Source organism: Methylosinus sp. is20ea (genome assembly GCF_059718135.1).
On record NZ_AP046088.1, the window covers coordinates 3,888,169 to 3,913,623 of the forward strand.

Annotated in this window: 26 protein-coding genes; 12 read left to right on the plus strand and 14 right to left on the minus strand. The window is 65.6% G+C overall.

Going from position 1 to position 25,455, the window contains the following annotated elements:
- Window positions 1–74 precede the first annotated feature (74 nt).
- Entirely contained in the window at window positions 75–1,100 is a 1,026-nt protein-coding gene (hemB, locus tag AC6IY7_RS18150; protein ID WP_497780793.1) for a porphobilinogen synthase, read from the minus strand.
- Window positions 1,101–1,292: 192 nt separating this feature from the next.
- Here hemB and AC6IY7_RS18155 point away from each other — a divergent pair, with 192 nt between their 5' ends.
- Window positions 1,293–1,724, plus strand: a complete 432-nt coding sequence (locus AC6IY7_RS18155; RefSeq protein ID WP_497780794.1) for a hypothetical protein — start codon at window positions 1,293–1,295, stop codon at window positions 1,722–1,724.
- A gap of 215 nt (window positions 1,725–1,939) precedes the next feature.
- Here AC6IY7_RS18155 and AC6IY7_RS18160 read toward each other — a convergent pair whose 3' ends face one another.
- The 5 genes from AC6IY7_RS18160 to gatC all read right to left on the minus strand — a co-directional run bounded on the left by AC6IY7_RS18160 (window position 1,940) and on the right by gatC (window position 6,869).
- Window positions 1,940–2,386 carry a histone gene (locus tag AC6IY7_RS18160; protein ID WP_497780795.1) on the minus strand — a complete coding sequence of 149 codons (447 nt, stop codon included), beginning with the start codon at window positions 2,384–2,386 and terminating at the stop codon, window positions 1,940–1,942.
- A 573-nt stretch (window positions 2,387–2,959) separates the two neighbouring features.
- Window positions 2,960–4,432: an Asp-tRNA(Asn)/Glu-tRNA(Gln) amidotransferase subunit GatB gene (gene gatB / locus AC6IY7_RS18165; protein ID WP_497780797.1), complete on the minus strand. Its 1,473-nt coding sequence runs from the start codon at window positions 4,430–4,432 to the stop codon at window positions 2,960–2,962.
- Window positions 4,433–4,677: 245 nt separating this feature from the next.
- Window positions 4,678–5,013 (minus strand): chorismate mutase, encoded by a 336-nt coding sequence (locus AC6IY7_RS18170; RefSeq protein WP_497780798.1) that lies wholly within the window; start codon window positions 5,011–5,013, stop codon window positions 4,678–4,680.
- Complete coding sequence (gene gatA / locus AC6IY7_RS18175; RefSeq protein WP_497780799.1) at window positions 5,010–6,509, minus strand: Asp-tRNA(Asn)/Glu-tRNA(Gln) amidotransferase subunit GatA; 1,500 nt, start codon at window positions 6,507–6,509, stop codon at window positions 5,010–5,012. Before gatA ends, AC6IY7_RS18170 begins: the two co-directional genes overlap by 4 nt.
- Before the next feature lie 72 nt (window positions 6,510–6,581).
- Complete coding sequence (gene gatC / locus AC6IY7_RS18180) at window positions 6,582–6,869, minus strand: Asp-tRNA(Asn)/Glu-tRNA(Gln) amidotransferase subunit GatC (RefSeq protein WP_497780800.1); 288 nt, start codon at window positions 6,867–6,869, stop codon at window positions 6,582–6,584.
- Window positions 6,870–7,023: 154 nt separating this feature from the next.
- Here gatC and ruvX point away from each other — a divergent pair, with 154 nt between their 5' ends.
- On the plus strand, window positions 7,024–7,506 hold the full coding sequence (ruvX, locus tag AC6IY7_RS18185; protein WP_497780801.1) for a Holliday junction resolvase RuvX: 483 nt from the start codon (window positions 7,024–7,026) through the stop codon (window positions 7,504–7,506).
- Window positions 7,507–7,516: 10 nt separating this feature from the next.
- Here ruvX and AC6IY7_RS18190 read toward each other — a convergent pair whose 3' ends face one another.
- Entirely contained in the window at window positions 7,517–8,026 is a 510-nt protein-coding gene (locus AC6IY7_RS18190) for a hypothetical protein (RefSeq protein WP_497780802.1), read from the minus strand.
- A gap of 596 nt (window positions 8,027–8,622) precedes the next feature.
- Here AC6IY7_RS18190 and AC6IY7_RS18195 point away from each other — a divergent pair.
- Window positions 8,623–8,841 (plus strand): hypothetical protein, encoded by a 219-nt coding sequence (locus tag AC6IY7_RS18195; RefSeq protein ID WP_497780803.1) that lies wholly within the window; start codon window positions 8,623–8,625, stop codon window positions 8,839–8,841.
- A gap of 12 nt (window positions 8,842–8,853) precedes the next feature.
- Here AC6IY7_RS18195 and dprA read toward each other — a convergent pair whose 3' ends face one another.
- Together dprA and plsY are read right to left on the minus strand one after the other, a co-directional pair.
- A complete protein-coding gene (gene dprA, locus AC6IY7_RS18200) occupies window positions 8,854–10,116 on the minus strand; it encodes a DNA-processing protein DprA (RefSeq protein WP_497780804.1) in 1,263 nt (420 codons plus the stop codon).
- Window positions 10,113–10,709, minus strand: a complete 597-nt coding sequence (gene plsY / locus AC6IY7_RS18205; protein WP_497780805.1) for a glycerol-3-phosphate 1-O-acyltransferase PlsY — start codon at window positions 10,707–10,709, stop codon at window positions 10,113–10,115. Before plsY ends, dprA begins: the two co-directional genes overlap by 4 nt.
- A 219-nt stretch (window positions 10,710–10,928) precedes the next feature.
- On the opposite strand from plsY, the gene AC6IY7_RS18210 reads away from it, so the two are divergent.
- From AC6IY7_RS18210 to xth, 5 genes are all read left to right on the plus strand, one after another.
- Window positions 10,929–11,201 (plus strand): hypothetical protein, encoded by a 273-nt coding sequence (locus AC6IY7_RS18210; protein WP_497780806.1) that lies wholly within the window; start codon window positions 10,929–10,931, stop codon window positions 11,199–11,201.
- Between the two features lie 37 nt (window positions 11,202–11,238).
- Complete coding sequence (locus AC6IY7_RS18215) at window positions 11,239–12,030, plus strand: helix-turn-helix transcriptional regulator (RefSeq protein ID WP_497780807.1); 792 nt, start codon at window positions 11,239–11,241, stop codon at window positions 12,028–12,030.
- Between the two features lie 180 nt (window positions 12,031–12,210).
- Window positions 12,211–13,578: an HTH domain-containing protein gene (locus AC6IY7_RS18220; RefSeq protein WP_497780808.1), complete on the plus strand. Its 1,368-nt coding sequence runs from the start codon at window positions 12,211–12,213 to the stop codon at window positions 13,576–13,578.
- Window positions 13,579–13,840: 262 nt separating this feature from the next.
- Window positions 13,841–14,926, plus strand: coding sequence for a YcjF family protein (locus AC6IY7_RS18225; RefSeq protein ID WP_497780809.1), 1,086 nt, complete (start codon window positions 13,841–13,843; stop codon window positions 14,924–14,926).
- Window positions 14,927–14,974: 48 nt separating this feature from the next.
- The gene (gene xth / locus AC6IY7_RS18230) at window positions 14,975–15,775 is read left to right on the plus strand and encodes an exodeoxyribonuclease III (protein ID WP_497780810.1); all 801 of its coding nucleotides are present in this window, start codon (window positions 14,975–14,977) and stop codon (window positions 15,773–15,775) included.
- 63 nt (window positions 15,776–15,838) lie between these two features.
- Here the strand turns inward: xth and AC6IY7_RS18235 are convergent, their stop codons facing one another.
- Window positions 15,839–16,381: a hypothetical protein gene (locus AC6IY7_RS18235; RefSeq protein WP_497780811.1), complete on the minus strand. Its 543-nt coding sequence runs from the start codon at window positions 16,379–16,381 to the stop codon at window positions 15,839–15,841.
- 395 nt (window positions 16,382–16,776) lie between these two features.
- Between AC6IY7_RS18235 and AC6IY7_RS18240 the strand changes: the two genes are divergently transcribed.
- Both AC6IY7_RS18240 and AC6IY7_RS18245 read left to right on the plus strand, forming a co-directional pair.
- A complete protein-coding gene (locus AC6IY7_RS18240; RefSeq protein ID WP_497780812.1) occupies window positions 16,777–17,400 on the plus strand; it encodes a hypothetical protein in 624 nt (207 codons plus the stop codon).
- A gap of 185 nt (window positions 17,401–17,585) precedes the next feature.
- Complete coding sequence (locus tag AC6IY7_RS18245; protein WP_497780813.1) at window positions 17,586–18,185, plus strand: superoxide dismutase; 600 nt, start codon at window positions 17,586–17,588, stop codon at window positions 18,183–18,185.
- A 170-nt stretch (window positions 18,186–18,355) separates the two neighbouring features.
- Here AC6IY7_RS18245 and AC6IY7_RS18250 read toward each other — a convergent pair whose 3' ends face one another.
- Together AC6IY7_RS18250 and AC6IY7_RS18255 are read right to left on the minus strand one after the other, a co-directional pair.
- The gene (locus AC6IY7_RS18250) at window positions 18,356–19,321 is read right to left on the minus strand and encodes an OmpA family protein (protein ID WP_497780814.1); all 966 of its coding nucleotides are present in this window, start codon (window positions 19,319–19,321) and stop codon (window positions 18,356–18,358) included.
- A gap of 305 nt (window positions 19,322–19,626) precedes the next feature.
- Entirely contained in the window at window positions 19,627–20,829 is a 1,203-nt protein-coding gene (locus tag AC6IY7_RS18255) for a pyridoxal phosphate-dependent aminotransferase (protein ID WP_497780815.1), read from the minus strand.
- A 206-nt stretch (window positions 20,830–21,035) separates the two neighbouring features.
- Here AC6IY7_RS18255 and AC6IY7_RS18260 point away from each other — a divergent pair, with 206 nt between their 5' ends.
- Both AC6IY7_RS18260 and AC6IY7_RS18265 read left to right on the plus strand, forming a co-directional pair.
- Entirely contained in the window at window positions 21,036–22,271 is a 1,236-nt protein-coding gene (locus tag AC6IY7_RS18260; RefSeq protein WP_497780816.1) for a glycosyltransferase family 87 protein, read from the plus strand.
- Window positions 22,272–22,436: 165 nt separating this feature from the next.
- Window positions 22,437–22,676, plus strand: a complete 240-nt coding sequence (locus tag AC6IY7_RS18265) for a hypothetical protein (RefSeq protein WP_497780817.1) — start codon at window positions 22,437–22,439, stop codon at window positions 22,674–22,676.
- A 66-nt stretch (window positions 22,677–22,742) separates the two neighbouring features.
- On the opposite strand, the gene AC6IY7_RS18270 is transcribed toward AC6IY7_RS18265, so the two are convergent.
- Window positions 22,743–23,345, minus strand: coding sequence for a copper chaperone PCu(A)C (locus tag AC6IY7_RS18270; RefSeq protein ID WP_497780818.1), 603 nt, complete (start codon window positions 23,343–23,345; stop codon window positions 22,743–22,745).
- Between the two features lie 135 nt (window positions 23,346–23,480).
- Complete coding sequence (locus AC6IY7_RS18275) at window positions 23,481–25,424, minus strand: c-type cytochrome (protein WP_497780819.1); 1,944 nt, start codon at window positions 25,422–25,424, stop codon at window positions 23,481–23,483.
- Window positions 25,425–25,455 lie beyond the last annotated feature (31 nt).

Sequence of the window (25,455 nt, forward strand, 5' to 3'; positions counted from 1 at the left end):
TCCAAACGCGCCCATGGACCGCGAGCCGTCAGGCTCGCTCTTTTAAAACCCTTCAGCTCCGATGAAGCAGACCACTATCCTCGGCGCAGGAAAGCGGCGGCGCGCGGCGCGTAATAAGTGAGAACGCCGGCCGCGCCCGCGCGCTTGAAGGCGGTGAGGCTCTCCATCATCGCCCGCTCTCCGTCGAGCCAGCCATTGGCGACCGCCGCCTGGATCATCGAATATTCGCCCGACACCTGATAGGCGAAGGTCGGCGCATGGAAGGCGTCGACGACGCGCCGCACAATGTCGAGATAGGGCATGCCCGGCTTGACCATCACCATATCGGCGCCCTGCTCGAGATCGAGCGCCACCTCGCGCAGTGCCTCGTCCGAGTTGGCGGGGTCCATCTGATAGGTGCGCTTGTCGCCGCGCAAAGTCTTGTTGGTGCCGATGGCGTCGCGGAACGGCCCGTAGAAGGCCGAGGCGTATTTGGCGGCGTAGCTCATGATCTGGACGCTCTCGAAACCTCCGGCGTCGAGCGCGGCGCGGATTGCGCCGATGCGGCCGTCCATCATATCCGAGGGGGCGATGACGTCGGCGCCGGCGCGCGCCTGATTGACCGCCTGCGCCGCCAGCACGGCGACGGTCTCGTCATTGACGATCTCGTCGCCGACGAGCAGCCCGTCATGGCCGTGGCTCGTATAGGGATCGAGCGCGACATCGGTAATAATCCCTATGTCGGGAACGGCTTTCTTGATCGCGCGGCAGCCGAGGCAGACGAGATTTTCCGAATCGAGCGCGGCGGAGCCGTGCGGATCGCGCAACGCCGGATCGGTGTTGGGAAAGAGCGCGATCGCCGGCACGCCGAGCGAAGCCGCCTCCTCTATCGCCTCCAGCGCCGTGTCGATCGAATAACGATAGACGCCGGGCATCGATGCGATCGGCTCGCAACGCCCCACGCCGTCGAGCAGAAACAGCGGCCAGATCAGATCGTCGGCGGAGAGCCGCGTCTCCCGCACGAGGCGGCGCGCCCATTCGCTCTTGCGATTGCGGCGCGGGCGCGATGTGAGCGTGAGCCGTGCGGACGAGGCGATGAATTTATTTCCGGGAGATTCCATGGGCGACCTCCTGCGGGCGTCCTTCTGCGGGCGACCTGCAACGCAGCCGCGCGAGCAGCGCGCCGCGATAGAACGTGCCTAACACGTAGCTCGCCACAATGGGAAGACCGCGAAACCTCCGAACATTGACGCCCCGCAGCGTTCCGGTCTAGAGCCGTCGTCACGCCCGACGCCGCGCTTTTGTCGGCGGAGATGGCGACGCAGCATTGGGAGCCGATGGCGGAAGTGATCGCGCGAGACCCCGGCGCTCCCTCTCGTCAGCGGAGCGCATATGCGGCGATCATCGCCTCGCTCTGCGCGCTCGCGACCGCTGTCGCCGCAGCGCCTCAGCCCACGCCGTCGAGCGATCGGCAACCGCATGTCGCCGCCCGCCGCGCGCCGCGCGCGCCAGCGCCGCCGCGGCGTCCGCCCGAGCAGCGCGCGCCGCAGCCAGCGCCCGAGACGCCTCCGGCCGCGCCGCGCGAGCTGCCGCCGCTCGACACATCGGTCCCGCCGCCGTCGCTGCCGCGCGCGTCACGCGAGCGCATGCGCCAATGCGCCGTGCAATGGATGAAGATCAAGCAGGAAGGTCGCGCAAGCGGGACGAGTTGGCGCGAATTCGCGACCAGATGTCTGACCCGCTGAAGGCCTGAAGAGCCGCTCCGCCATCGGTCCGGGAAGGTCGCGTCGAGGTCCGTCGAGTCGAGCTCCGTCGCGTCGAGGTCCGAAACGGACGCGCGTCAGGCGTTCGAGGAGCGCGGGCCGAGCCGGCCCGGGCAGGAAGATTGCTGCGAAACGCGTTCACGATGCGAGGTGGATCGGCTGCGCATGGCGAACGCGTTTCGGCCGCGTGTCTTTCGTCAGACCGTCTCCGAGCTTTCCGGCGCCGGAGGAGTTTCCTTTGGCTTGCGCGGAGCGCGACGCTTGACGGGAGCCTTGCGCGCGGTCTTCTTCGTGGCGGTCTTCTTCGTCGCGGTGCGCTTCTTCGTCGCGACGCGCTTCTTCGTCGCAACGCGCTTCTTCGTCGCCACCTTGCGCGTGGTCTTGCGGGCGACCTTCTTCGAAGCGGCCTTGCGCGCGACCTTCCGCGTGGCCTTCTTGGCGGTGGCCTTCTTGGTCGCGGTCTTCTTGGTCGCGGCCTTCTTGGTCGCAGTCTTACGAGCACCCTTCTTCGCGGCCGCCTTTTTCGCAGGCTTACGCTTCGTCGTTGGTTTCGCCATCTTCAGTCCCCTTGATCCATATCGTCGGAATGTCGCTATGACCGACAATAGGCCGCAATAGCGTAACGTGGTTAACCAGTCGTTCAAGTGGCGCTTTCACGAATTGCTCGCCAATGTGATGTCGCATATCGCGAAACAAGAGCGAATGCGCGACGCGAGACACGTCGACGCGCGCATCGCAAAAGCGAAAGACGCAGCGCGCGCGCCGCATGGCGATAGCGATCTCGACAGTGTCGGAAGCGCGCGTCACGCATCGGCGAAAATGCGCCGTCATCGCGTCGACGCGCGGCGCGCGACCATCGACGCTGCCATTCAATCTATTGTTTTTCTTCAAAAACCAGCACGCGCGCGCAATTGCGCCAAAGACATGCGCTCGACAACAGCCGCGTGACCGATCGACATTCCGCGCTTTCGTCTCACGCTGTCGCCGACGCTCTACGCCGATCGCGTCGCATGTCTCGACGCACGCGCGACGAGCCGGCGCCGCGCTCGCGAACACTGTCGCGCGCGCTCGTCGAAGGCTGCAGAGCGACTGAAAAAAAAATTGTGCGCAGCGCGCGCGCCCAGCGTCGCGAAAGCCGCGCTGCGGCCTTCGCGCGGCGCCGATTCGATCGAATCGACGCGTCGAGTGATTCGAGTTTCGGCTCTGTCGGAAGCGTCTCAGACGCCGAGACGGCTCTTCAGCAACTCATTGACGGCTTGCGGATTGGCCTTGCCGCCGGTCGCTTTCATCACCTGGCCGACGAACCAGCCGAGCATTGTCGGCTTCGCCTTGGCTTGCGCGACCTTGTCGGGATTGGCGGCGATGATCTCGTCGATCGCCTTCTCGATCGCGCCGGTGTCCGTCACCTGCTTCAGCCCGCGCGTCTCGACGATCTCGCGCGGATCGCCGCCCTCCTGCCAGACGATCTCGAACAAATCCTTGCCGATCTTGCCCGAGATGACGCTGCTCGAGATGAGATCGACGATGGCGCCGATCGCCTGCGCGGACACGGGCGAACGCGTAATGTCGAGCCCTTCCTTGTTGAGGCGGCCGAACAGCTCGTTGATCACCCAATTGGCGACGAGCTTGGCGTCGCGGCCTTTCGCCGCCTCCTCGAAGAAGTCGGCGCTCGCGCGCTCGGCGACGAGCACGCCGGCGTCATAGGGCGGCAAGCCGTAATCGGCGACGAAGCGCGCGCGCTTCTCGTCCGGCAGCTCCGGCAGTTCGACCTTCAGCGCATCGACATAGGCCTGGTCGAATTCGAGCGGCAGCAGATCCGGGTCCGGGAAATAGCGGTAGTCATGCGCCTCCTCCTTGGAGCGCATGGAGCGCGTCTCGCCCTTGCCGGGATCGAAGAGGCGCGTCTCCTGAGCGATGACGCCGCCATCCTCGATGATGCCGATCTGGCGGCGCGCCTCCACCTCGACCGCCTGACCGATGAAGCGGATGGAGTTGACATTCTTGATCTCGCAGCGCGTGCCGAGGGGCGCGCCGGGCTTGCGCACCGAGACGTTCACGTCGGCGCGCAGCGAGCCCTGCTCCATATTGCCGTCGCAGGAGCCGATATAGCGCAGAATGGTGCGCAGCTTGGAGACATAGGCGCGCGCCTCCTCGGCCGAGCGAATGTCCGGCTTGGAGACGATCTCCATCAGCGCGACGCCGGAGCGGTTGAGGTCGACATGGCTCTCGGTGGCGGAGAGATCATGGATGGACTTGCCGGCGTCCTGCTCGAGATGCAGCCGCTCTATGCCGACGGTGATGCGCTCGCTGGGCGTCACATCGACGATCACCTCGCCCTCGCCGACGATCGGATGCTTGTACTGGGAAATCTGATAGCCCTGCGGCAGATCGGGATAGAAATAATTTTTCCGATCGAAGACAGAGCGAAGATTGATCTTCGCCTGCAGGCCGAGGCCGGTACGGATCGCCTGGCGGACGCATTCCTCATTGATGACCGGCAGCATGCCCGGCATGGCGGCGTCGACGAGCGAGACATGGTCGTTGGGCTCGCCGCCATATTCGGCGCTGGCGCCGGAAAAGAGCTTGGCCTTGCTCGTGACCTGGGCGTGGATCTCCATGCCGACGACGACTTCCCAGTCGCCTGTCGCGCCTTTGATGAGTTTGCTCGGCTGCGTCTCGCGCATGTTCATGTCTCTTCGTCCTCGAACCGTGTCTATTGTTCAGGGAAGCTTACATCAGGGACATGCGCCCGTCATTGCCGGCGTCCCTGGCGACTATCTGCAATCCCCTCACGCCGAGGAGGCTCCGCAGGAGCCGTCTCAAAAGCGCGAGGGCTCCAGAGGGAGGAACCGAAAGGCTCGGCGTGCTTCGAGACGTCCGCTTCGCGCCTCAGCGTGAGGGAGACGCCTCGGGACGGTATCCCTCGCTCAGCAGCTCACGCCTCATCCTCGCCCCGATCGCCAGGGCCCATCAGCCGCTCCTCATGGGCGATCGACCATTCGATCAGCGCGCGCCACAGCGCTTGCGCCAATTCGCCGGAGAGTCCCTCACGTTGCGAGGCCGCGGCGACACGCGCCAGCACCTCGTCGACGCGCTCGGGCACGCGGGCCGGTATGCCGAGAGAGGGCTTCACCGCGGCGGCGCGCTCGATCTGGCGCTGGCGGCGGGCGAGCAGAGCGACGAGCTCGTCGTCGAGCGCGTCTATGGTGGCGCGCACGTCCGACATTTCGTCGCGCGGTTCGCGCTTTGCGGCCTCTGCTCTGCGCGTCATTTCGTCTCTGTCCACCAGGGCTGCGGGAAATCGATCTTCGGCGCCGCGCTCTCCAGCGCCGCGGCGAGCGAGAACAAGGTCGCCTCGTCGAAGGGGCGGCCGATGAGCTGCAGGCCGAGCGGCAAGCCATCGGCGCCGAGCCCGCCCGGCACGGCTATGCCCGGCAGGCCGGCCATGTTCACCGTCACGGTGAAAATGTCGTTCAGATACATCTCGACGGGATCGGCCGCGCCCTTCTCGCCTTGCGCAAAAGCGGTGGAGGGCGTCGCCGGCGTCAGCACCGCGTCGACGCCGGCGGCGAAAGCCTCGTCGAAATCGCGCTTGATGAGGCTGCGGATTTTTTGCGCGCGCACATAGAAGGCGTCGTAATAGCCGTGCGAGAGCACATAGGCGCCGATCATCACGCGGCGGCGCACCTCGGCTCCAAAACCCTTGGCGCGCGTCTTCTCATACATGTCGGCGATGTCGCGGCCCTTCTCGCGCAGGCCGTAGCGCACGCCGTCATAGCGCGCGAGATTGGAGGAGGCCTCCGCCGGAGCGATGATGTAATAGGCCGGCAGCGCATAGCGCGTATGCGGTAGAGAAATCTCGACGATCTCGGCGCCCGCGTCGCGCAGCCAGGCGACGCCCTGGTCCCAGAGCGCATTGATCTCGGCGCCGCCGCCGATGCGATATTCCTTCGGGATGCCGATGCGGCGGCCCTTCACCGAGGCGCCGATCGCCGCCTCGTAATCGGGAACCGGCGCATCGACGCTGGTCGTGTCCTTGGGATCATGGCCGGCCATGGAGCGCAGCATGATCGCCGCGTCGCGCACCGTGCGCGTGATCGGCCCCGCCTGATCGAGCGAGGAGGCGAAGGCGACAATGCCCCAGCGCGAGCAGCGGCCATAGGTCGGCTTTATGCCGACAGTGCCGGTGAACGCCGCCGGCTGGCGGATCGAGCCGCCCGTGTCGGTCGCCGTGGCGCCGAGCGCGAGACGCGCGGCCACAGCGGCGGAAGACCCGCCCGACGAGCCGCCGGGCACGATCTTCGCCTCGTCGAAGCCGCCGTCCTTCTTGCGCCGCCAGGGCGAGACGACGGGGCCGAAAGCGCTCGTCTCATTGGAAGAGCCCATCGCGAATTCGTCGAGGTTGAGCTTGCCCAGCATCACCGCGCCGTCACGCCAGAGATTGGCGGAGACGGTAGAGTCATAAGTGGGCGTGAAGCCGTCGAGGATGCGGCTCCCCGCCGTGGTGCGCACACCCTTGGTGCAATAGAGGTCCTTTATGCCGAGCGGCAGGCCCTCGAGCGGGCGCGCCTCACCGCGAGCGAGGCGCGCGTCGCTCGCGCGCGCCGCCTCCAGCGCGAGCTCCGGCGTCTCGGTGATGAAGGCGTTGAGCGCGCGCGCCTTCTCTATGGCGTCGACATGGGCGCGGGTCAGCTCGACCGCCGAAAGCTTCTTCGAAACGAGCGCGTCGCGCGCTTCGGCGAGAGAGAAATGCGTAGGATCGGACATGAATGCGTTTCGCTCGTTCGGTCTTTGAGCCCGCGTCTCGCGCGGGCGCTCGCTCGTCGTTGCGGAAGGCTGTTACTCGATGACCTTGGGCACGACGAAATAATGATCTTCCCGCTCCGGCGCATTGGCCAGAATGGCGTCGGCGAAGCCGCCGTCGGTGACGACGTCTTGCCGCTTCTTCATCTGCATGGGCAGAACGGAGGTCAAAGGCTCGACGCCTTCGACGTCGACGCTCGACAGCTCGGCGACGAAATCCAATATTGCGTTGAGCTCCGCCCCGAGGCGCTCGACCTCTTCGTCCTCGACGGCGATGCGCGCGAGATGGGCGATGCGGCGGACAGTCGCCTGATCGACGGACATTGTGTGGAGCTCCGTTCCGACTTCGTCCCGCGCGCTATACCACTCGCGGCTTCGACGGCGCAATGCGCACGTCCGCTTTCGCCCATGCAACGACCGAACATGCAACGGCCGCGCCGGATTTCCGGATAGCGGCGCGCCGTGCTAGGCGGATGCGATGACCGCTGGACCAAAGTCGCTCGAGGAGCTCGCCGCGCTGCTGCCGCAAAAGCGCCGGCTGATGGGGCTCGACATCGGCACGAAAACCATAGGCCTCGCCCTGTCGGACATCGAACGCAGCCTCGCGACGCCGCTGGAGACGATACGCCGCGTGAAATTCACCAAGGACGCCGAACGGCTCGCGGCGCTCCTCGCGCAATTCGACATAGGCGCGCTGATCGTCGGCCTGCCACTCAACATGGACGGCTCTGAAGGCCCGCGCGCGCAAGCGACACGGGCCTTCATGCGCAATTTCGACGCGACGCGACGAACGCCCTACGCCTTCTGGGACGAACGGCTTTCCACCGCCGCCGTCACCAGAGAGCTGCTGGCGCAGGACGTATCACGCGCCAAACGGGCCGAGGTCGTGGATCGCATGGCCGCGGCCTATATTCTGCAAGGCGCCCTAGACAGGCTCGGGCGCCTCGCTACGGGAGGCTAGAACGACCGGCTCACCACCAGCCGCGACGCCCCCAGCCACCCCAGCCGCCACCCCAGCCGCCACCCCAGCCGCCGCCGCCGAAGCCGATGTTCAGCGCGCCGCCGAGAAGGCCGGCGCCCGCGCCGATGATGCCCGGGCTGCCGTAGCCATAGCCATATCCGTAGGAGGGATAGGCGTAGGCGGCCGCGACGACCGGCACGGCGACAGCCGTGGCCACCGGAGCCGCGACATAGGCCGTGCGACGCTCATACAACGGATAGTAGGCGGTGCGGCGCTCGATGATGCGACGCACATAGACAGTGCGGTGCTCGATGCGACGCGGCGGGCAATAATGGGCGGAACGGCCCTCGTGACGCCAGCGGCGATAGTGGACCTGATCGGTCGCGGCAGGCAGAGACACCGACGCGACATCGGCCATTCCGACCGGTCCGGCCAAAGCGGCGCCGCCGCCGATGGGCGCGGCGAAGCCGATCACGGCGCTCGCGGCGCCCAGTAGAGACAACTTCACAACCTTGCTCATGACCCAAGCCTCCTCGTGGCTCTAGCCCCCCTTTCCCGCCGCCCGAACCAGGCGGCCGGAACTTTTCGTCACGGCGCGATCCGCGCGCCGGCTGCGCGTCGGCTGGCGCCGGCGCGGACGATCATCGTGTGACGGCAGTCGCGACGGCGCCGACGACCTGCGCAGGGAGGAGCCTGGTCGGTGAAGGGAAGCCAACGCATATATCAGTCCCCCAACTCATCGGTCGCTCAAGTCGCGCCTCGAGAAAAATTCCCAATTACGCCGTCGCTCCGATGTGAGAAGCGCGGCCCAGGTGAAGGGGAACTAAGGCGCGCTTACCTTCCGTCCAGACCATCGAGGATCAAAAAAAACCCTCCGTTAACGCTCCCGTCCCCGCAGGAGCGCCTGAAATAGGAATACTTTGAGTTGTATCGCATCATATTTCGATGCGAGCCGCGACCCGAGGCCATCATCCCAGAAGACGTGAGCTCCTGACGACGAGCGACGCGAAAACGGCCTCCGACCGCGTTGACAAGTCGAAGGACGATAGGCATTTTACGACTATAGGTTGAAAATTTGAATTGCCGGCGCTCCACTCGCGCCGACGCGAGGAAGATATGTCCGACAGCCGAGACGCCCTCCACACAGAGACCGACGCGACAACGGCGTCTCTCGCCAATTACATCGCGGAAATGGCGGGAGAGCTGGCGACGATGGCGGATCGCTCCGAGCTCACCATGCTCGCCTATTTCCTCAATCTGGCGCGTGTCGAGGCCGAGGGGAAATCACGCGAGCTTTCGGCCGCGGTCGTCGCCCGAGCGCGCGGGCGCGCGTGACCCGGCGCCCGCTCACGCCAGCGAGACGAGATTCGATCCGTGCCGCGCGAGCCGGCCGGCGAGATCGAGCTCCAGCAGCGCAGCGTTGACCTCGCGCGCGGGAAGTCCTGCGGCGCGCACGAGATCGTCGATGGCGACAGGCGCGGGACCGAGCAGCGCCGCGATCCGCGCGACCGGATCGACGGCCTCCTCCTCTTCCGGGGGCGGCGCGACGCACGGCGCGTTCGCAGGCTCCGGCGCGACGGGCGCGGCGCGATCATGCGCGAAATTCGTCGTCCGCTCCTGCAGGGAGAACAAATCGTCCATTTCTTCCCAGAACGGCTCCTCGGCGCGCGCGCCCTCCCCTTCGCCCGCGCCCTCCCCTTCACCGAAGAGATCGCCCTGTCGGCCGGCGCTCGCGGCGAGCGCGCGCGTGACATCGTCCGGCCCGACGCAGAGCGTCGCGCCCTGGCGCAGGAGATCATTGGTCCCTTCGGCGCGCGGATCGAGTGGCGAGCCGGGAACGGCGAAGACCTCGCGGCCCTGCTCCATGGCGAAACGCGCGGTGATGAGAGAGCCCGAGCGACGCGCCGCCTCCACGACGACGACGCCGCGCGACAGCCCCGACACGATGCGGTTGCGGCGTGGAAAATCGCGGCCGCGCGGCTCCCATTCGAGCGGCATCTCCGTCACCACCGCGCCGCCGCGCGCGACGATCTCCTCGATGAGCGGCAGATGCTCGGACGGATAGGGCCGCGCATGGCCCCCGGCGAGCACGGCGATGGTTCCCGCGGCGAGGCTCGCGCGATGCGCGGCGAGATCGACGCCGCGCGCGAGGCCAGAGACGATGACGTAATTTTCGCGCGCGAGACCCTGCGCCAGCCGCTCGGCGAAAGTGAGCCCGGCGGCCGAGGCGTTGCGCGAGCCGACGATGGCGACGCAGAGCCGCGACAAAATCTCCGCCGAGCCGCGCAGCGCCAGCAGCGGCGGCGCCGCCTCGATCTCGCGCAGCGGCGGCGGATAATCGGGATCGCCGAGCGCGACGAAGCGCACGCCGAGCTTTGCGGCGCGCTCCATCTCCGCGCGCACATCGTCCGGCTCCGCGATGCGGATCATCCGCCCATGGGCGGAGCGCGCGAGAAGATCGGGAAGCGCCTCCAGCGCCGCCTGCGCGCCGCCGAATTTATTGACGAGCTGCCGAAAGGTGCGCGGCCCGACATTCTCCGAACGTATCAGCCGCAGCCAATAAAAGAGCTGCTCCTCCGTCAATCGGCTCGCGGAGGAAGGCTCGCTCATGCCTTCTGTCCGATGCGGCTCTCGCTGCCGGCGAGCAGCCGGCGGATATTGTCGCGATGCTTCCACCACAAGAGCGCCGCCATGGCCGCGAAGACGATCGCCTCGCGCCCATGGCCGTTCGCCGCCAGGACGAGCGGCGCGGCGAGGCTCGCCGCCAGCGCCGAGAGCGAAGAGTAGCGGAACAGCGCGGCCATCGACAGCCAAACGGCGGCGAAGGCGAGGCCCGCCGGCCAGCTCAGACCGAACAGCGCGCCGAGAAAGGTCGCGACGCCCTTGCCGCCGCGAAAGCGCAGCCAGACGGGCGCGATATGGCCGATGAAGGCCGCCGCCGCGGCGATGACGGCGCCGTCCGGCGCGATCTGCGCGCCGACGACTGCGGCGGCCGCGCCCTTGAGCGCGTCGAGCAGCAGGGTCGCCGCGGCGAGATCCTTGCGCCCGGTGCGCAGGACATTGGTCGCGCCGATATTGCCGGAGCCGATCGAGCGAATATCGGTCGTCCCGGCGAGCCGCGTCAGCAGCAGGCCGAAGGGGATCGCGCCGAGAAGATAGCCGACCGCCAGCGCGCCGAGCTCTGGAAAAGAAAAGAACGCCAAGGAGAAAGACTCGCGCCGCGCGGCCGGCGCCTTTCGCCGAACGCGGCGCGCAAACTAGTCGAGGCCGCGGCTCGCCGCAAGATGAAGCCGTAAGACGAAGCAGAAGACGAAGCCGGAGAGCGAACGTCGCCGACAGCGCGCCCAGCTGGCTCGGAAACTGCTTGATAACCTGGCCAAAGCTTTAAAATCTCAATTTGAGACACTATTTTCGAGCCGACCATGGCCGAATTTGAAATTCTAGTCGATCAAATCTACCGCGCCGCCACGGATCCCGACCTGTGGCCGCAGGTGCTGCACGATCTGGCCGCCTCGGTGAGCGCGGCCGGCGGCGTCATCCTCACGCGACGCAGCGACGCGTGGGTCGGCTGGCGCTATTCCTCCGCCATGGCCGGGGTCGACGATTATCTCCGATCGCCGGCCGTCGCGGAGAGCCAGGCGGGCGACCGTCCGGCTCATCGCCGCCGACCGGGCGGGTTTCATCGACGCCTATGACGTCTTCACGCCCGAGGAATGGCTCGCTGATCCGGTCATGACGCAGTGGGGAACGCCCGCCGGCATGCTCCACGCCGCCGCCACCGCCATGCCCATGCCGACCGAGGATTTCGTCGTCGTCCATCTCACCCGCCGCATCGGGCAAGCCCCTTTCGAGCCCGACGACATCGCGCGCCTCGACGCGTATCGCCCGCATCTCGCGCGCGCCGGCTTTCTGGCTGCGCGATGGCGCCTCGAGCGCCTGCGCGCCACGACGCAGGCGCTCGCGCTGATCGGGCTTCCCGCCGCCGTTCTCGATCCGCGCGGCCGAGTGTTGGCGGCGAATCTGCTCATCGAGAAGATGACGCGGCATGTCAAATGGTTGCCCGACGATCGGATCGCGCTCGCCGATTCCGTCGCCAACGCCCTGCTGCGGCGCGCTCTCGCCGATGTGTCCGATCCCGCCGCGGCGACGGCGCGCTCTTTTCCCGCCCGCGGTCGCGCCGACGACACAGTCGTCGTCCATCTCGTTCCGATGACCGGCGAGGCGCGCGATCTCTTCGATGGCGGATGCGCCTTGCTCGTCGTCACGGCGGTCGCCGCGCGCCGCGCTCCGGACGTGGCGCTGATCCGCGGCCTCTTCGATCTCACCGCCGCCGAAGCGAGCGTCGCGAGCGGAATCGTCGAGGGTCTGTCGCCGGATCAGATCGCCGAACGACACGGCACCACGCCGGCGACCGTGCGCTGCCAACTCAAAGGGGTTTTCGCCAAGACCGGCGTCGGCCGCCAATCTCAGCTCGTCGCGCTTCTCGCGACGCAGCTGAAACTGCCCTATCCGCCCACGGAATAGCGCGGCGAGCCGTCTCGGCGCGTCCCGTGGGAAAGCGCTTTCCCATTCTTGCGTCGGAGCGAATTCTCATCGATCGAACGATTCCGTTCGATCGGAAAGCGCTTCACATTCTTGCGTTGGAGCGAATTCTCTTCGATCGAACGATTCCGTTCGATCGGAAAGCGCTCTATTTTCACACCCATGTCTCGAGCCGGCCGCCTCTTTGAACTTCTGCAGCTCCTGCGCGGCCGCCGACGCCCCGTCAGCGGCGCGGAGCTGGCGAGCGAGGCGGGCGTCTCCTTGCGCACGCTCTATCGCGACATCGCCGCGCTGCAGGCCATGGGCGCGGAAATCGAAGGCGAGCCGGGCGTCGGCTATGTTCTGCGTCCGGGGTTTCTGTTGCCGCCGCTGATGTTCTCCGAAGAGGAGATCGCGGCGCTGGACCTCGGCGCCAAATGGGTCGCGCAGCGCACCGACGAGGGGCTGTCCAGCGCGGCGCGCAGCGCCATGGCGAAAATTGCCGCGGTTCTCCCGCAGAACCTGCGGACGCGGCCGCAGGACGACGCGCTCATCATCGGCCCCGGATGGCGCAAGGCGCAGGCGGGCGAGTTGAAGCTGCTGCGCCGCGCATTGCGCGAGGAGCGCAAGCTCGCGATCTCCTACAGTGACGGAAAGGGCGCGCGCACGCGGCGCATCGTCTGGCCGGTGGCGCTCGGCTTTTTCGAATCCGCCCGCGTGCTGGTCGCCTGGTGCGAGCTCAGAGGAGACTTCCGCCATTTCCGCACCGACCGGATCGAGGCGGCGGAAATGCTCGACGAGCGCCCGCCGCGCCGACGCCATGCGCTACAAAAGGAGTGGCGCTGTATCATACTGACAGAATCTGACAGCATCACGGTCTATGGATGTTCCATATCGGGACAGACAAAGGGAGACTCCATGTCCGATGCGCTCGTTTTCTACACCAATCCGCAATCGCGGGGCATGATCGTCCATTGGCTGCTCGAGGAGATCGGCGCGCCCTACAGGGTCGAGGTCGAGGACTATGGGACGACGATCAAGGCGCCGGAGTTTCTGGCGATCAATCCGATGGGCAAGGTGCCGGCGATCCGCCACGGCGACACTGTCGTGACCGAATCGGGCGCGATCTGCGCCTATCTCGCCGACGCCTTTCCGCAGGCCGGCCTCGCGCCGCCGCCGGCCGAGCGCGGCGCCTATTATCGTTGGCTGTTCTTCGCCGCCGGCTGCCTGGAGCCGGCGATGTCCAATCATTCCGTCGGCTGGGACCCGACGGCGGATATGCGGCGCCGTTTCGGCTATGGCTGCTACGCCGCCGTCGTGGACACGCTGGCGGGGGCTGTGGCGGGAAGGCGCTATATCGCCGGCGACGCCTTCAGCGCGGCCGATGTCTATGTCGGCTCGATGATCGGCTTCGGCATGCGTTTCGGCGCATTGGAGAAGCGGCCGGAATTCGAAGCCTATTGGGAAGGCCTCGAGAACCGCCCGGCGCGACTGCGCGCCCTCGAGCAGAACGAGAAGCTCGCCACGCGCCAGGCTTGGGCTCCGGCCTGAGCCGACCCCTAGCGCTTTCCGATCGAACGGAATCGTTCGATCGATCAGAATTCGCTCCAACGAAAGAAAGCTAGAGCGCCATCTGATCCAACTGGATCGGATGGCGCTCTACGGGCGGGGCGCGAAGGCCCCGCCGCCATCTTTTCTGTCGAGAACTCGGTTTTCTGTCGAGAGCTCGGCGCGCGCCGCAATTTTCCCGAGCGGAGCCGTTCTCCATGCGCTAGAAATCCGCGGGGCGAAAGCGCGCCACGAAGCGACAGAGATGACGGAACCAGAACGCAGACCGCGCCCACGCGCCTTCCGCCTCGACGGCGAGCAGATCGTCCCGCCCAAGAGCCCGCGAACGGCGCGGCCCCAGGAGGCGGAGCACGCCCAGCCGAGCATGGTCGAGGCGCAGATCGACGTCTTCGCGCTCGAAGCCGAGACGCCGCCGCGCGATTTCATCGAGGAGGAGAAAGCGATCGAGGCCGCGCAGAAGCGCGGCGTATTGCGCAGCATGCTGGTCTCCTGGGGCGGGCTGTTCGTCTCGGCGGCGATGGGACTGCTGTCGCTCGCCGGCGGCCTCTGGATCACCAATCTCGTCGAAGACCTCTTCGCCCATTCGGCGCTGCTCGGAACGGTCGGCCTCGCTCTCGCCGGCGCGGCGCTGGTCGCAGCCCTGGCGATGCTCGCCAAGGAAATCGCCGCCATCGCGCGGCAGAATCGCATCGCCAAGCTGCATATCGCGCTCGCGGAAGCGCGTCTCGGCGACGACATAAAAGCCGCGCGCGAGCATGTGAAGGAGCTGTGCAAGCTCTATGAGGACCGCCCCGAGACCGGGCGCGCGCGCGCGCTGGTGCTGGAATTCTCGCAGCAGATCATCGACGGGCGCGATCTCGTCGATCTCGCCGAGCGTCATCTCGCCCATCCGCTCGACGCTCTGGCGCGCCGCGAGATCGCGGACGCGTCCAAGCGCGTGTCCATCGTCACCACGGTCAGCCCGCGCGCGTTGCTCGATGTGCTGTTCGTCGCCGCGCAGGCGATCAGGCTGATGCGCCGCATCGCGGAAATCTATGGCGGCCGACCGGGCATGCTCGGCTTCTTCAAGCTCGCGCGCTCGGTCGGCGCGCATCTCGCGATCACCGGCGGCCTCGCCATCGGCGATTCGCTGTTGCAGCAGGTGGTCGGCCACGGCATCGCCGCGAAACTCTCCGCGCGGCTCGGCGAGGGCGTGCTCAACGGCCTATTAACGGCGCGCGTCGGCCTCTCGGCCATGGCGGTCTGCCGGCCCATGCCGTTCAGCGCCGAAAAGCCGCCCGGCGTCGCCGATGTGGCGCCTTTCTTGTTCGGCGACCGCGGTAGTGGCTGACATTGCGGCGACGCGAGAATTTTCCCCTCTCGAGAAAACGACAAGCGGATGAAGATCACCACCTGGAACATCAATTCCGTGCGCCTGCGCATGCCGATCGTCGCGCAATTCTTGAAGGAGCACGCGCCGGACATCCTCTGCCTGCAGGAGACCAAGTGCCGCAACGCCGAATTCCCCTATTCGGATTTTCGCGCGCTCGGCTATGAGCATTTCGCCATCAACGGCCAGAAGGGCTATCACGGCGTCGCCATCGTCTCGAAACATCCACTCGAACTGTTGGAGACGCGCGACTTCTGCGAGAAAGGCGACGCGCGCCATGTCTCGGTCGGCTTCGCCAATGGCGGGATGCCGCTCCGAGTGCATAATTTCTACGTGCCGGCCGGCGGCGACGAGCCCAATCGCGAGATCAATCCGAAATTCGCCCATAAGCTCGATTTTCTGGACGAGATGGCCGAATGGATCGTGCGTGATCGCGTGACCGACGGCCGCGTCGTGCTGGTCGGCGATCTCAATATCGCGCCGCTGGAGCAGGATGTGTGGAGCCACAAGGCGCTGCTCCAAGTGGTGAGCCACACGCCCATAGAGGTGGAGAAGCTCGCCCGCGTGGTCGAGGCCGGACGCTGGATCGACGCCATGCGCCGTTTCGTGCCGAAGGAGGAGAAGCTCTATACGTGGTGGAGCTATCGCGCCTCGGATTGGGAGAAATCGGATCGCGGCCGCCGGCTCGATCACATTTGGGCGAGCGAGGCGCTCTCCGAGTCGCTCGAGCAGATGAGCGTGCTGCGCGAGGCGCGCAATTGGACGCGGCCGTCCGATCACGTACCGGTGACGATCTCTCTTTCGATCTGACGCGAGCGCTCGGTCGACGACCATTGTTCAGGCGCCGACTCGATTTCAGGCCCCGACTTGATTTCAAGCGCCGACTTGCGCCCTGAGCTCCGAGAGTGAAGCGAAGCGCCGCACGCGTCCATCGCCGCGAATCTCGACCGAGCCGTCGGAGAACATCACATAGAGCGCGCCGCCGTTCTCATAGCGATCGACCTCGACCGGCGCGTAATCGACCGGCGTTTCCTCGACCGGCGCTTCCTCGACATAGCGCTTCGGCGCATAGGCCTCGAAGCCCGGCGGCGGCGCCATGGCTGTCGGCGGGGCCATCGGCGGCGGAGCGGGAGAAGGAGCCGGCGCGGGATGCGCCGGCGCCTCTGCGGCGGCCGGAGCGACGCGCGGGGCGAGCGCAAGCAGCGCATGGTCGAGGCGTGACAGAGCGGCGGCGATCGCCAGCGTCACCACGCCGCCGGACAGCGCCACGGCGCCGGAAATGAACAGGCTCCAGCCACGCTCGATCTGGATCTTGTCCCAGCCCTCGAACATGGCCGCGAAGCCCCAGGTCACGAGCGCCGCGCCGAGCCCGAAGACGCCCCAACGCGTCAGACGAAAATACCAGACGCCCCGCATGTTCCGCCTCTTCGCTCTCGCACGGCGACCGAGATCACGCCGGATTCGCGTCGCCCGCCATCTGTTAGCACGCCTGCGCGCGCGCCGCTGCGACGGTTTTCGACGCGCATTCGGCGCGAGAATTCCGGCGCGATTGTGGTCGCGCCCCGACCGACGCGCAACGGCGCTTCCACATAATATTCAATCCCCTAGAAAACAATATATATGCGTCGTAACGCCACATGGAATTCAGCGGAGCCAATGCAGACATCAAAAGAAGAGACGAATGTCTCTGGCAGGAAACTCGGCAACGATCCGCCTAGATCAGGGGAGTCGAAACCATGGATACGCGCTCGAAGAGGCGTAGTTTATTTACACTTACCTTTCTCTTCGCCTTGGCGATGGGAGGCTCTGCTTTGGCGCCGAGCTCTGCCCTGGCGCATGGCGGGGTGAAGTTGGAGCAGGACGAATGTGTGACGGCGGTGGGACCGGTCAAGGTTCACTTCATCGGCTACCAGCGTAAAGGCGAGCCGGAAGAATTCTGCGACGACATCGTCCGCACCGGCCCCACCGTGATCGCGCTCACCGCATTGGAATTGGGTCGCCTCCCCGATTCCTACATGGCGCAAAACATGGCCCAGAATCAGGCGCCCGCGAGCCCGGCCGTGGATTTGCGCGACATCGCCATCGGCGTGCGCATCGTCAAGGATGTCGGCGAGGAGAAAGAAAAGGCCGATATCGGCGCGGCGACCGAGTTCTACGCCCCGCCGAAAATCCACCGCAACGCCACCATGACCTTCGAGCACGACTTCAAGGAGGCGGGCAATTATGTGGCCATCATCACCGTCGCCGATCGCGACGGCCACGAGTGGAGCTCCCGCTTTCCCTTCCGAGTGGGCGTCTTCAGCATCTGGAACACGATCGAATATATTCTCTATGGGATCGGCTTCCTCGCGCTGAGCGCCGGCCTCTGGCTCATCGCCTGGCGGCGTCCGCCGGCGGAGTCCGCCACGGACGGCGCCCTCCATCAGGCGGAATGAAGTGACCTTCGAGCCCGCCCGATCTCTTCGGGCGGGTTTTTCGCGCGCCAGCGGGCTTGTCGTCCGAGCTTTGCATGAAACTTGTTAGACTGCGGTCGTGCGAAGTTGCTTGGAGCCCTGCCGGGTTCTAGGTAGAGGCGAGCGGAGCATGCTGCGCTCGCGAACCCCAGTCAGGAGCATGGATTATGAGCTTCACCCTACCCGAACTTCCCTACGCCTATGATGCGCTGCAGCCCTATTTGTCCAAGGAATCCTTCGAGTATCATCACGACAAGCATCATGCGACCTATGTCACCAACGCCAATAATCTGATCAAGGGCACGGAGTTCGAGGGCAAGCCGATCGAGGAGATCATCGTCGCCTCCTTCGGCAAGAACGCGCCGATCTTCAACAATGTCGCCCAGATCTACAACCACTCCGAATATTGGAAGTGGCTGAAGCCCAATGGCGGCGGCGCGATCCCCGGCAAGGTCGAGAAGGCGATCGTCGACTCCTTCGGCTCGGTCGACAAGTTCAAGGAAGAGTTCCAGACCCAGGGCCTCGGCCAGTTCGGCTCGGGCTGGGTGTGGCTCGAGATCAAGGACGGCAAGCTCGCCGTGCGCAAGACGCCGAACGCCGAGAACCCGCTCGTCCATGGCGCCAAGCCGCTGCTCGTCGCCGATGTGTGGGAGCACGCCTATTACATCGACTACCGCAACCGCCGCGCCGACTTCCTCAAGGCCTTTCTCGAGCACCTCGTGAACTGGGAATATGTCGAGGAGCTCTACGAGGCGGCGACGAAGTAAGCTGCGAAGAGAAGCGTTTTCATACGGCGGCGGCGCGCAGCGTCGCCGCCGTCAAACTTCTCAGCGCTCGGGACCACGACGCGTCGCTTTCATCTCCCACGTGATCCGATCGCCTCCTGGTCGACGATCGGTTGCCCGCCGATGGCGACGGTGAAACGCGGCAATTCGTTCTAAGCCGCGGTCTTCGGGTGACAACCCCGCACGCGATAGCCGAGACCGGTGCTCATGATGGCGCCTCCCATGAAGCCGACGAAACGCGGCTGAACCTCGGAGAGACCGATCGATCCAGCGTCGAGCATGCCCTTTATGATCGTCGCGGCCGCCTCCGCCGCGAGGGCGGAGTCGAGCTGCGCCTCCCGGACCGAGAGCTTCTTGCCGTCTCGCAGCTCCAGAGGCGCGCCGACAACGACACCCACCTTGATTTCCAATCTCGGCATGAAAGTAACACCATAGCCAAAGATGATGGCGACGCAGCTCGTAACTTGCCAATTGGAAACGCTCGGGTCGGGCTTGAAGTCGAAGACATCCGGATTGATAAAAAACGGTATGCCGCCTTTCACGCCCGAGGTTCGTGGAATGCTCGCATCCGTCGCAAGACTTGTAAGCTCTGGTTGATATCGTTGGCGAGATATCGTCCAAAATGTCCAGAACTCCTTGAGCGCTTCCGCTAGATAAACCGTAACTCTCCGGTTTCGCGCACGCTGCGCCTCATCGCGCGGAAACGCGACGATGGGCTCGGTCGCGCCGACGCCGATCGAGCGTAGGACGACCTCGCCCACCTGCGGCGCGAAGCAATTGGGCGACTTTTTTTGAATGGCGGAAAGGACGGCTTCTCTCACCTTGTCAGCGCGCTCGACGCTGATTTTGTGCTCGAATGCTGGACCTCGGGCGATGTCACGGTCCGCATGTCCGGTGATCAGCGCGCCGATGATCCGGCAACGTCCCGGGCGATAGCTGGCGATGATCCCATCGCCGATCGCATCGACCTTATTTCCTTCATTCGCCGGAAGCTCGGCGACTTCGGTCTTGTAGCGCGTAAACCCGCCGATGGTGACGGAGGGCAAGGAGCTGTGCTTGGGTAGCTCCCGAAACATCTTTTCAGATTCAAATGGAGATGGATATCTCGGCCATTTCATCTCGAAAATACCTTCATGTAAGAATAATAAGTTCTTTTCTAAAAAATTCGAACGGGCGTCTCGCCCAATGATCGCCGATTTAGAGTCAGCATGGTCCTATTCGGCAAATCCGACAAGGTCTGCGCCCATAACGCGCCACGCGCTTCGACGGATTTCAAAGCATCGACAGCACGACGCTCGGCTCCTCGGCCGGACACATCGTCCACCGCCCATCGATGCATGAAATTGCGAGGATCGCGCTCGATGGCGAGATCACGAAGGTCGAAGCCCCGGCGCCCGAAAGCGACAAGGGCGCAGACTCCTCGTCAGCTCAAGCTCGCGCAGAAGCGCTGGATCTTCGAGCAGGCGTCCTCGAGCAGCTCCGTCGAGGCGGCGTAGGAGACGCGGAAATTCGGTCCCGTGCCGAAGGCCGAGCCCTGCACCACGGCCACCCCCTCCGCCTCCAGCAGCGAGGTGACGAAATCGACATCGTTCCCGATCACCTTGCCCTCCGGCGTCTTGCGGCCGATCGCCTCCTTGCAGGAGGGGAAGACATAGAAGGCGCCTTCGGGCGAGGGGCATTGCAGATATTTCGCCTGGCCGAGCATGGAGACGACGAGATCGCGCCGCTCCTGAAACGCCTTGCGGAAGACGGCGAGGTGATCCTGCGGACCTTCCAGCGCCGCAACCGCCGCCCATTGCGCGATAGAGCAGGCGCCCGAGGTCTGCTGGCCCTGCAGCATGTCCATGGCCTTGATGAGCGGCGCCGGGCCGGCGGCGAAGCCGATGCGCCAGCCGGTCATCGCATAGGCCTTGGAGACGCCGTTCATCGTCAGCGTGCGGTCGAAGAGGCCGGGCTCCACCTGCGCGATGGTGGCGAATTTGAAATCGCCATAGACGAGATGCTCGTAGATGTCGTCGGTGAGAATATGCACCTGCGGATGGCGCAGCAGCACTTCGGCGACCTGCTTCAATTCATCGTGGCTATAGGCGGCGCCGGAGGGGTTGGACGGCGAGTTCAGCACCAGCCATTTGGTGCGCGGCGTGATGGCGCGCTCGAGGTCGGCCGCCTGCAGCTTGAAGCCATGCTCCATCGTCGTATCGACGAAGACGGTGGTTCCGCCGCAGATGGCGACCATCTCGGGATAGCTCACCCAATAGGGCGCCGGCACGATCACCTCGTCGCCCGGATTGATCGTCGCCAGAAAAGCGTTGAAGAGAATGTGCTTGCCGCCGCTGGCGACGATGACGTCCGAGGCCTTGTAGTCGAGGCCGTTCTCGCGCTTGAACTTCTTCGCCACGGCCTCGCGCAGCTGCGGAATGCCGAGCACCGGCGGATAGCGCGTCTCGCCGCGGCGGATCGCCTCGACGGCCGCGTCGCAAATATGCGTCGGCGTATCGAAGTCCGGCTCGCCGACCGAGAGCGAGATGACCTCCCTGCCCTGCGCTTTGAGGTCACGCGCCTTCTGCGTCACGGCGATCGTGGCGGAAGGTTTCACACGTGACAAAGCGTCGGCGATGAAGGCCATTTGGAGAGCTCCTCTGGGATGTGTGCGGTGCACAATCGCATCTCGAAGATAGACGCCGGCGTCCTGCGGAGCAATCGAAAATCGCCCCCTCCCCCGCGTCGAAACGAAGCGATTAACCTCTCGCCCCTAGACTTGCGCCCCTAGACTTGCGCTCTCGACCTCGCCGATGCCCCGAGGAGAGGCGGGAAAGAGGAGAGGCGCGGAAAATGTGGGAGAAGCTGCGCAGCGGCGCCTGGCTCGACGAAGAGCGTCTGCGCGTCTATCCGGCGATGCTGCTGCTGCTGGCGGCGGGCTGCGTCGCGGCCGTGCTGATGACGGCGAAGGGCCGTTTCGACGCCAATGGCCATCCGCTGGGCACAGATTTCAGCCAGGTGTGGGTGGCGGGCCTCGAGACCTTGCGCGGCCATCCGGAAACGCCTTTCGATCTCGAGCGCCACATCACCGAGCAGCGCGCCGAATTCGGCGCCGACAGCGACGTCTATGGCTGGCATTATCCGCCCTTCTTTCTCGCGCCGGCGGCGGCGCTCGCGCATCTGCCCTATCTCGAGGCGCTCGCAGTCTGGCAGATGGTGACGCTCGCGCTCTATCTCGCCGCCGTCCTCGCGCTCATGCGCGGAAGCGTGGCTCCACCCTGGCGCGTCGCGGTCACGGCGCTCGCCTTTCCTGCGGCGCTCGTCAATCTCGGCCATGGGCAGAATGGGTTTTTGACCGCCGCTCTGCTCGGCTTCGGCTTTCTCGCGCTGCGGCGCCGGCCGGCGCTCGCCGGAGCCTGCTTCGCGCTGCTCGCCTATAAGCCGCAATTCGCTCTGGCGCTGCCGGTCGCGCTCATCGCCGGCGGCCATTGGCGCGCGCTCGCTGCGGCCGCGGCGTCGCTGCTCGTCATGACGCTCGCCAGCGTCTTCGTCTTCGGCCCGGAGAGCTGGATCGCTTTCCTGCGGAGCCTCGACGTCACCCGCGATCTCGTCGTCGAGCGCGGCGCGGCCGGGTTTCCGAAAATCCAGAGCGTCTTCGCCGCGGCCCGCCTGCTCGGCGCCGACATAGCGACGGCCTATGCCGCGCAGACACTGGTCACGACGGCGACAGTCGCCGGCCTCGTCTGGCTGTGGCGCAGCGGCGCCGATTATCGCGCCAAGGCCGCCGGCGCGATCGTCGCGACATTCCTCACGACGCCCTATTGTCTCGACTACGATATGACGGCGCTGGCGCCGGCTTTCGCTCTGCTCGTCTCGCAAGGGCTGGAGCGAGGCTTCGGCCCCTATATGAAAACAGCTCTCGCCGCGGCCTTCGTCATCCCGCTCGCGGCGCGGCCCATCGCCACGGCGCTGTCGCTCCCCTCGGGCGCGGTCACGATCGCGGCATTGTTCGCGATAATTCTCTCAAATGCGCGCGACGCATATTTTCGCCATGCGGACGCCGCTGCGTCGCTGCGATCAGCGCCCTGAAAGACCATAAAAAATTCACCTCGCGAAAAAATTCGGCGCCGGCCGCTCGAGAGATGAAACTTTTCGGGTTGCGCCGCCGTTTATTCTTCGCTGAGCGGATGATCCTTCGCAGGATCGCTCGCGACGCGTCGGACGTTCGGGGGAGCGTCCCGGAGAGGGTGCGTCATGTCGTTGGTGGACAAGTTCGAAGATCGCATGGAGCCGGCTTTTACGCGCAGCTTCGATCCGGAGTCGGCGCGGCGTCAGTTCAGGGTTTCTCTTTTCCTCGTCGCCGCAATGGCGCTCGCGGCCTTCATCCTGGGCTTCGCATTGCCGCTCAACGCGCCGCGCACATCGCCGCCGGCGCCCGCCATCTCCTCCGATGCGGGCGACCTGTTCATCGGCCGTCTCATCTCCGTCGATTGATCTCGGCGTCGATCGATCGGTCGCCACGGAGCCGCGTTCGCACGCGGCTCCGCCGAGAGCTGGGCGTTACTGCTTCTTGGCGTCCGCCGGCTCTTCGTGATGATGGTGATGCTCATGGCCGCCGTGATCGTGATCGGCGTGCTTGGCCTCGCCGCCCGCGGCATGAGCCTTCTCCCAGCGCTCCAACGCTTCCGCATCATGCGCATGCTTGGCGTCGGGCGCATCGACGGCCGCGTCGACGGTCACTTCGCCCGCCTTCTCGAAGACGAGAACGAGCTCAATTCCCCAGCCGACGGGATTGATCTTCTTGACCTCGGCCAGCACGACATGCGGGCCCTCGGGGGAGAGCGTCGTCGTCTTGTCGGCCGCGATGGCGATGCCGCCCTCGGCGAGGGCGTGGTTGGCGTCTGCGTGCAAGGTCGTCTTGCCGATATTCGGCGATTTGACTGCGATCAGTCTGTCGGCGCCGCCCTTATTATGGATGAAGGCGTAGAAATAGGCCGTGGTCTCGCCGTCCTTGGGCGCGCGCACCCAGGGATGCTCGATCGTCAGCTTGCCGAGCTCATATTCGTGAGCCTGCGCCGAGCGCATCGGAGTCAACGCGTCGAACGCTGCGCCGCCCAATAGAGCGCCACCCGCCGCCAACAGATCACGCCGCTTGATCATCATGTGCGTTCTCCCTTACTTGCCCGACGTAGCCCGTCGGTCCGTTGCATTCGTCGCTCGATTGTCAGCGAGGCTCTTCGAGCCTCGTTCCGCCGCATCGCGACCATGCGACGAATTGCGCGCCACTCCTTTCGCCGCTCAGTGCTGATGCGGCGAGACATAGACGATCGGCTCTTTCGCGGTCAGCGCGATCTGCGCCTTCAGCAGCGCGACATTGCCGTCATCCGTCCCGAAATGGCGGAAGCGGGCTCGGACATAGCCGGAGCGATCGATCAGAAAATGACCTTCCGGAATCTCGTTGATCACAGGCTCGTCGAGATAATGATTGATGAGAGAATAGGTGAGCTCCGTGGCGTCGGGATGACTCGGCGTCAGCGCATTCGGATCGGCCGGGCATTCGCCGAAATAATCGGTGACGTGATGGGCGCCCGTCGCCTTCACCGTCTCCGCGGCGGCTTTCAGGCTCGCGACGCGATCGGCGAAATCGGCGTCCTCCGGCCTGCAACGCGCGAAGGAGACGAGCGTCGGCACGCCGCGCAGCTTCTCTATGTCGTCGATCTCCCCCTTGGGATCGTCGAGCGCGAAATTGGGAGCGACCAGCCAGGGAATGACGCCCTTGGGGCTCAGGAAGCGCGACTGGTTCGAGTTCGACAGAACGGTGAGAAAATTGATGAGGTCCCAGCGCTCGTCCTCGGTGACCGTGTCGCCGAAGGCCGGCATGACGCCGCTCTGTCCGCCATAGGTCAGCCAATGGAAAATATCGCCGAGCGTATGCGTCGCGACATGCGGCGCGGTGAGATCGGCCGGCGGCACTTTGAGACCCTTGGCCATCGGCCCATTGCCCTCGCCGGTCACGCCGTGACAGGGGATGCAATTGGCTTGGAAGGCCTCGAAGCCGCGCTTCACCGAGGCGGCCGTGTAAGCGATGGGCGGATCGGTATAGGTCTCTGGATAGGCCTGGACGGACAAGGAGACCGTGCCGCAGACAGCGGCCGCCAGCGCCAGAGCGGAGGTCGAATATTTCCGCCATTGGAGCAGTTGCGGCGCCGGCGGCAAACCCGCTGCGGCGACGATCGCGGGCGCGAACCAGGCCGCTGCGGCGGCGAGCGCGAGAACCGCACCGGCGACGCCCCATTGCCAGGTGGGATCGATCCAGGGAATGACCTTGAGACCCCAGGTGCCGGCGTAAGTGACGCGGAAGGGCAGCGGCCAATAGACATTGGTCTCATGCGCCGCCGGGGTGATGGTCGCGATCCATCCGGCGATGAACAAGAGGCCGAGCGCGCAAGCCCCCTCGAAGCCGCCGATCTTGCCGTACCAGGCGAAATCGAAATTCTTCTTCGACTCGGCGAGCGTCAGATAGCTCGCGAGCGAGAGCGCGAGCAGCAGAGCCGCGCAGAGCAGCGCCAGCTTGACAGAAAGCAGTCGCCCGTAAGGCGTCGCCAGAAGAAAGCCGAAGCTGCCGACCGTCTCCCAGGCGAGGATGAGGCCGCTGATCAGCACGATGACCATGGCCGCTTTGGCGACGAGCGACCAGCGCTCGGCGAGGCGCCGAGCGACCTCCGGCGGCTTGCCGCGGCCGGTGAACATCCAATAGACGAGGCCGAGCAGACCGCCGATCCAGGTGAGGCCCGCCAGAGTGTGGAATGGGAAGCTCAGCTGCGTGTAGATCGGCAGGCTGTCGTCCACCGCATGGCCGGTGACCGAGACGACCGCGAGCACGGCGAGGCCGAGCCCCAGCGTTACGCGATCGAGCCAGACATTCGCCACACGCAGCCGCACGAGCGTCGCCGCGGCGAATATGGCCGCGAGAATCTGCGTCGCCACCCAGGCCTTGCCGATCACCGTGCCGGCGATGAATTGGGTCAGCGACGGCCAGTCGAGCGGCCGCTCGGCGGGGATGATGTTGCGCGCCGAGGCCACGATCAGGCCGAAGCCGAACAGCAGGCGCAGGACCGCCGCCGCTGCGACCGGCTTTTTGAAACGCGCGCCGTCCTCCTCTATGAGGCGGGGCAGCAGCAATAGACCGACGGCGAGAGCGGACAGAACGCTCTCTACGAAGCGAAGCGTCGCCAATTCCATGGATTTCGACTTCCGTTACGCTCGCGAACGC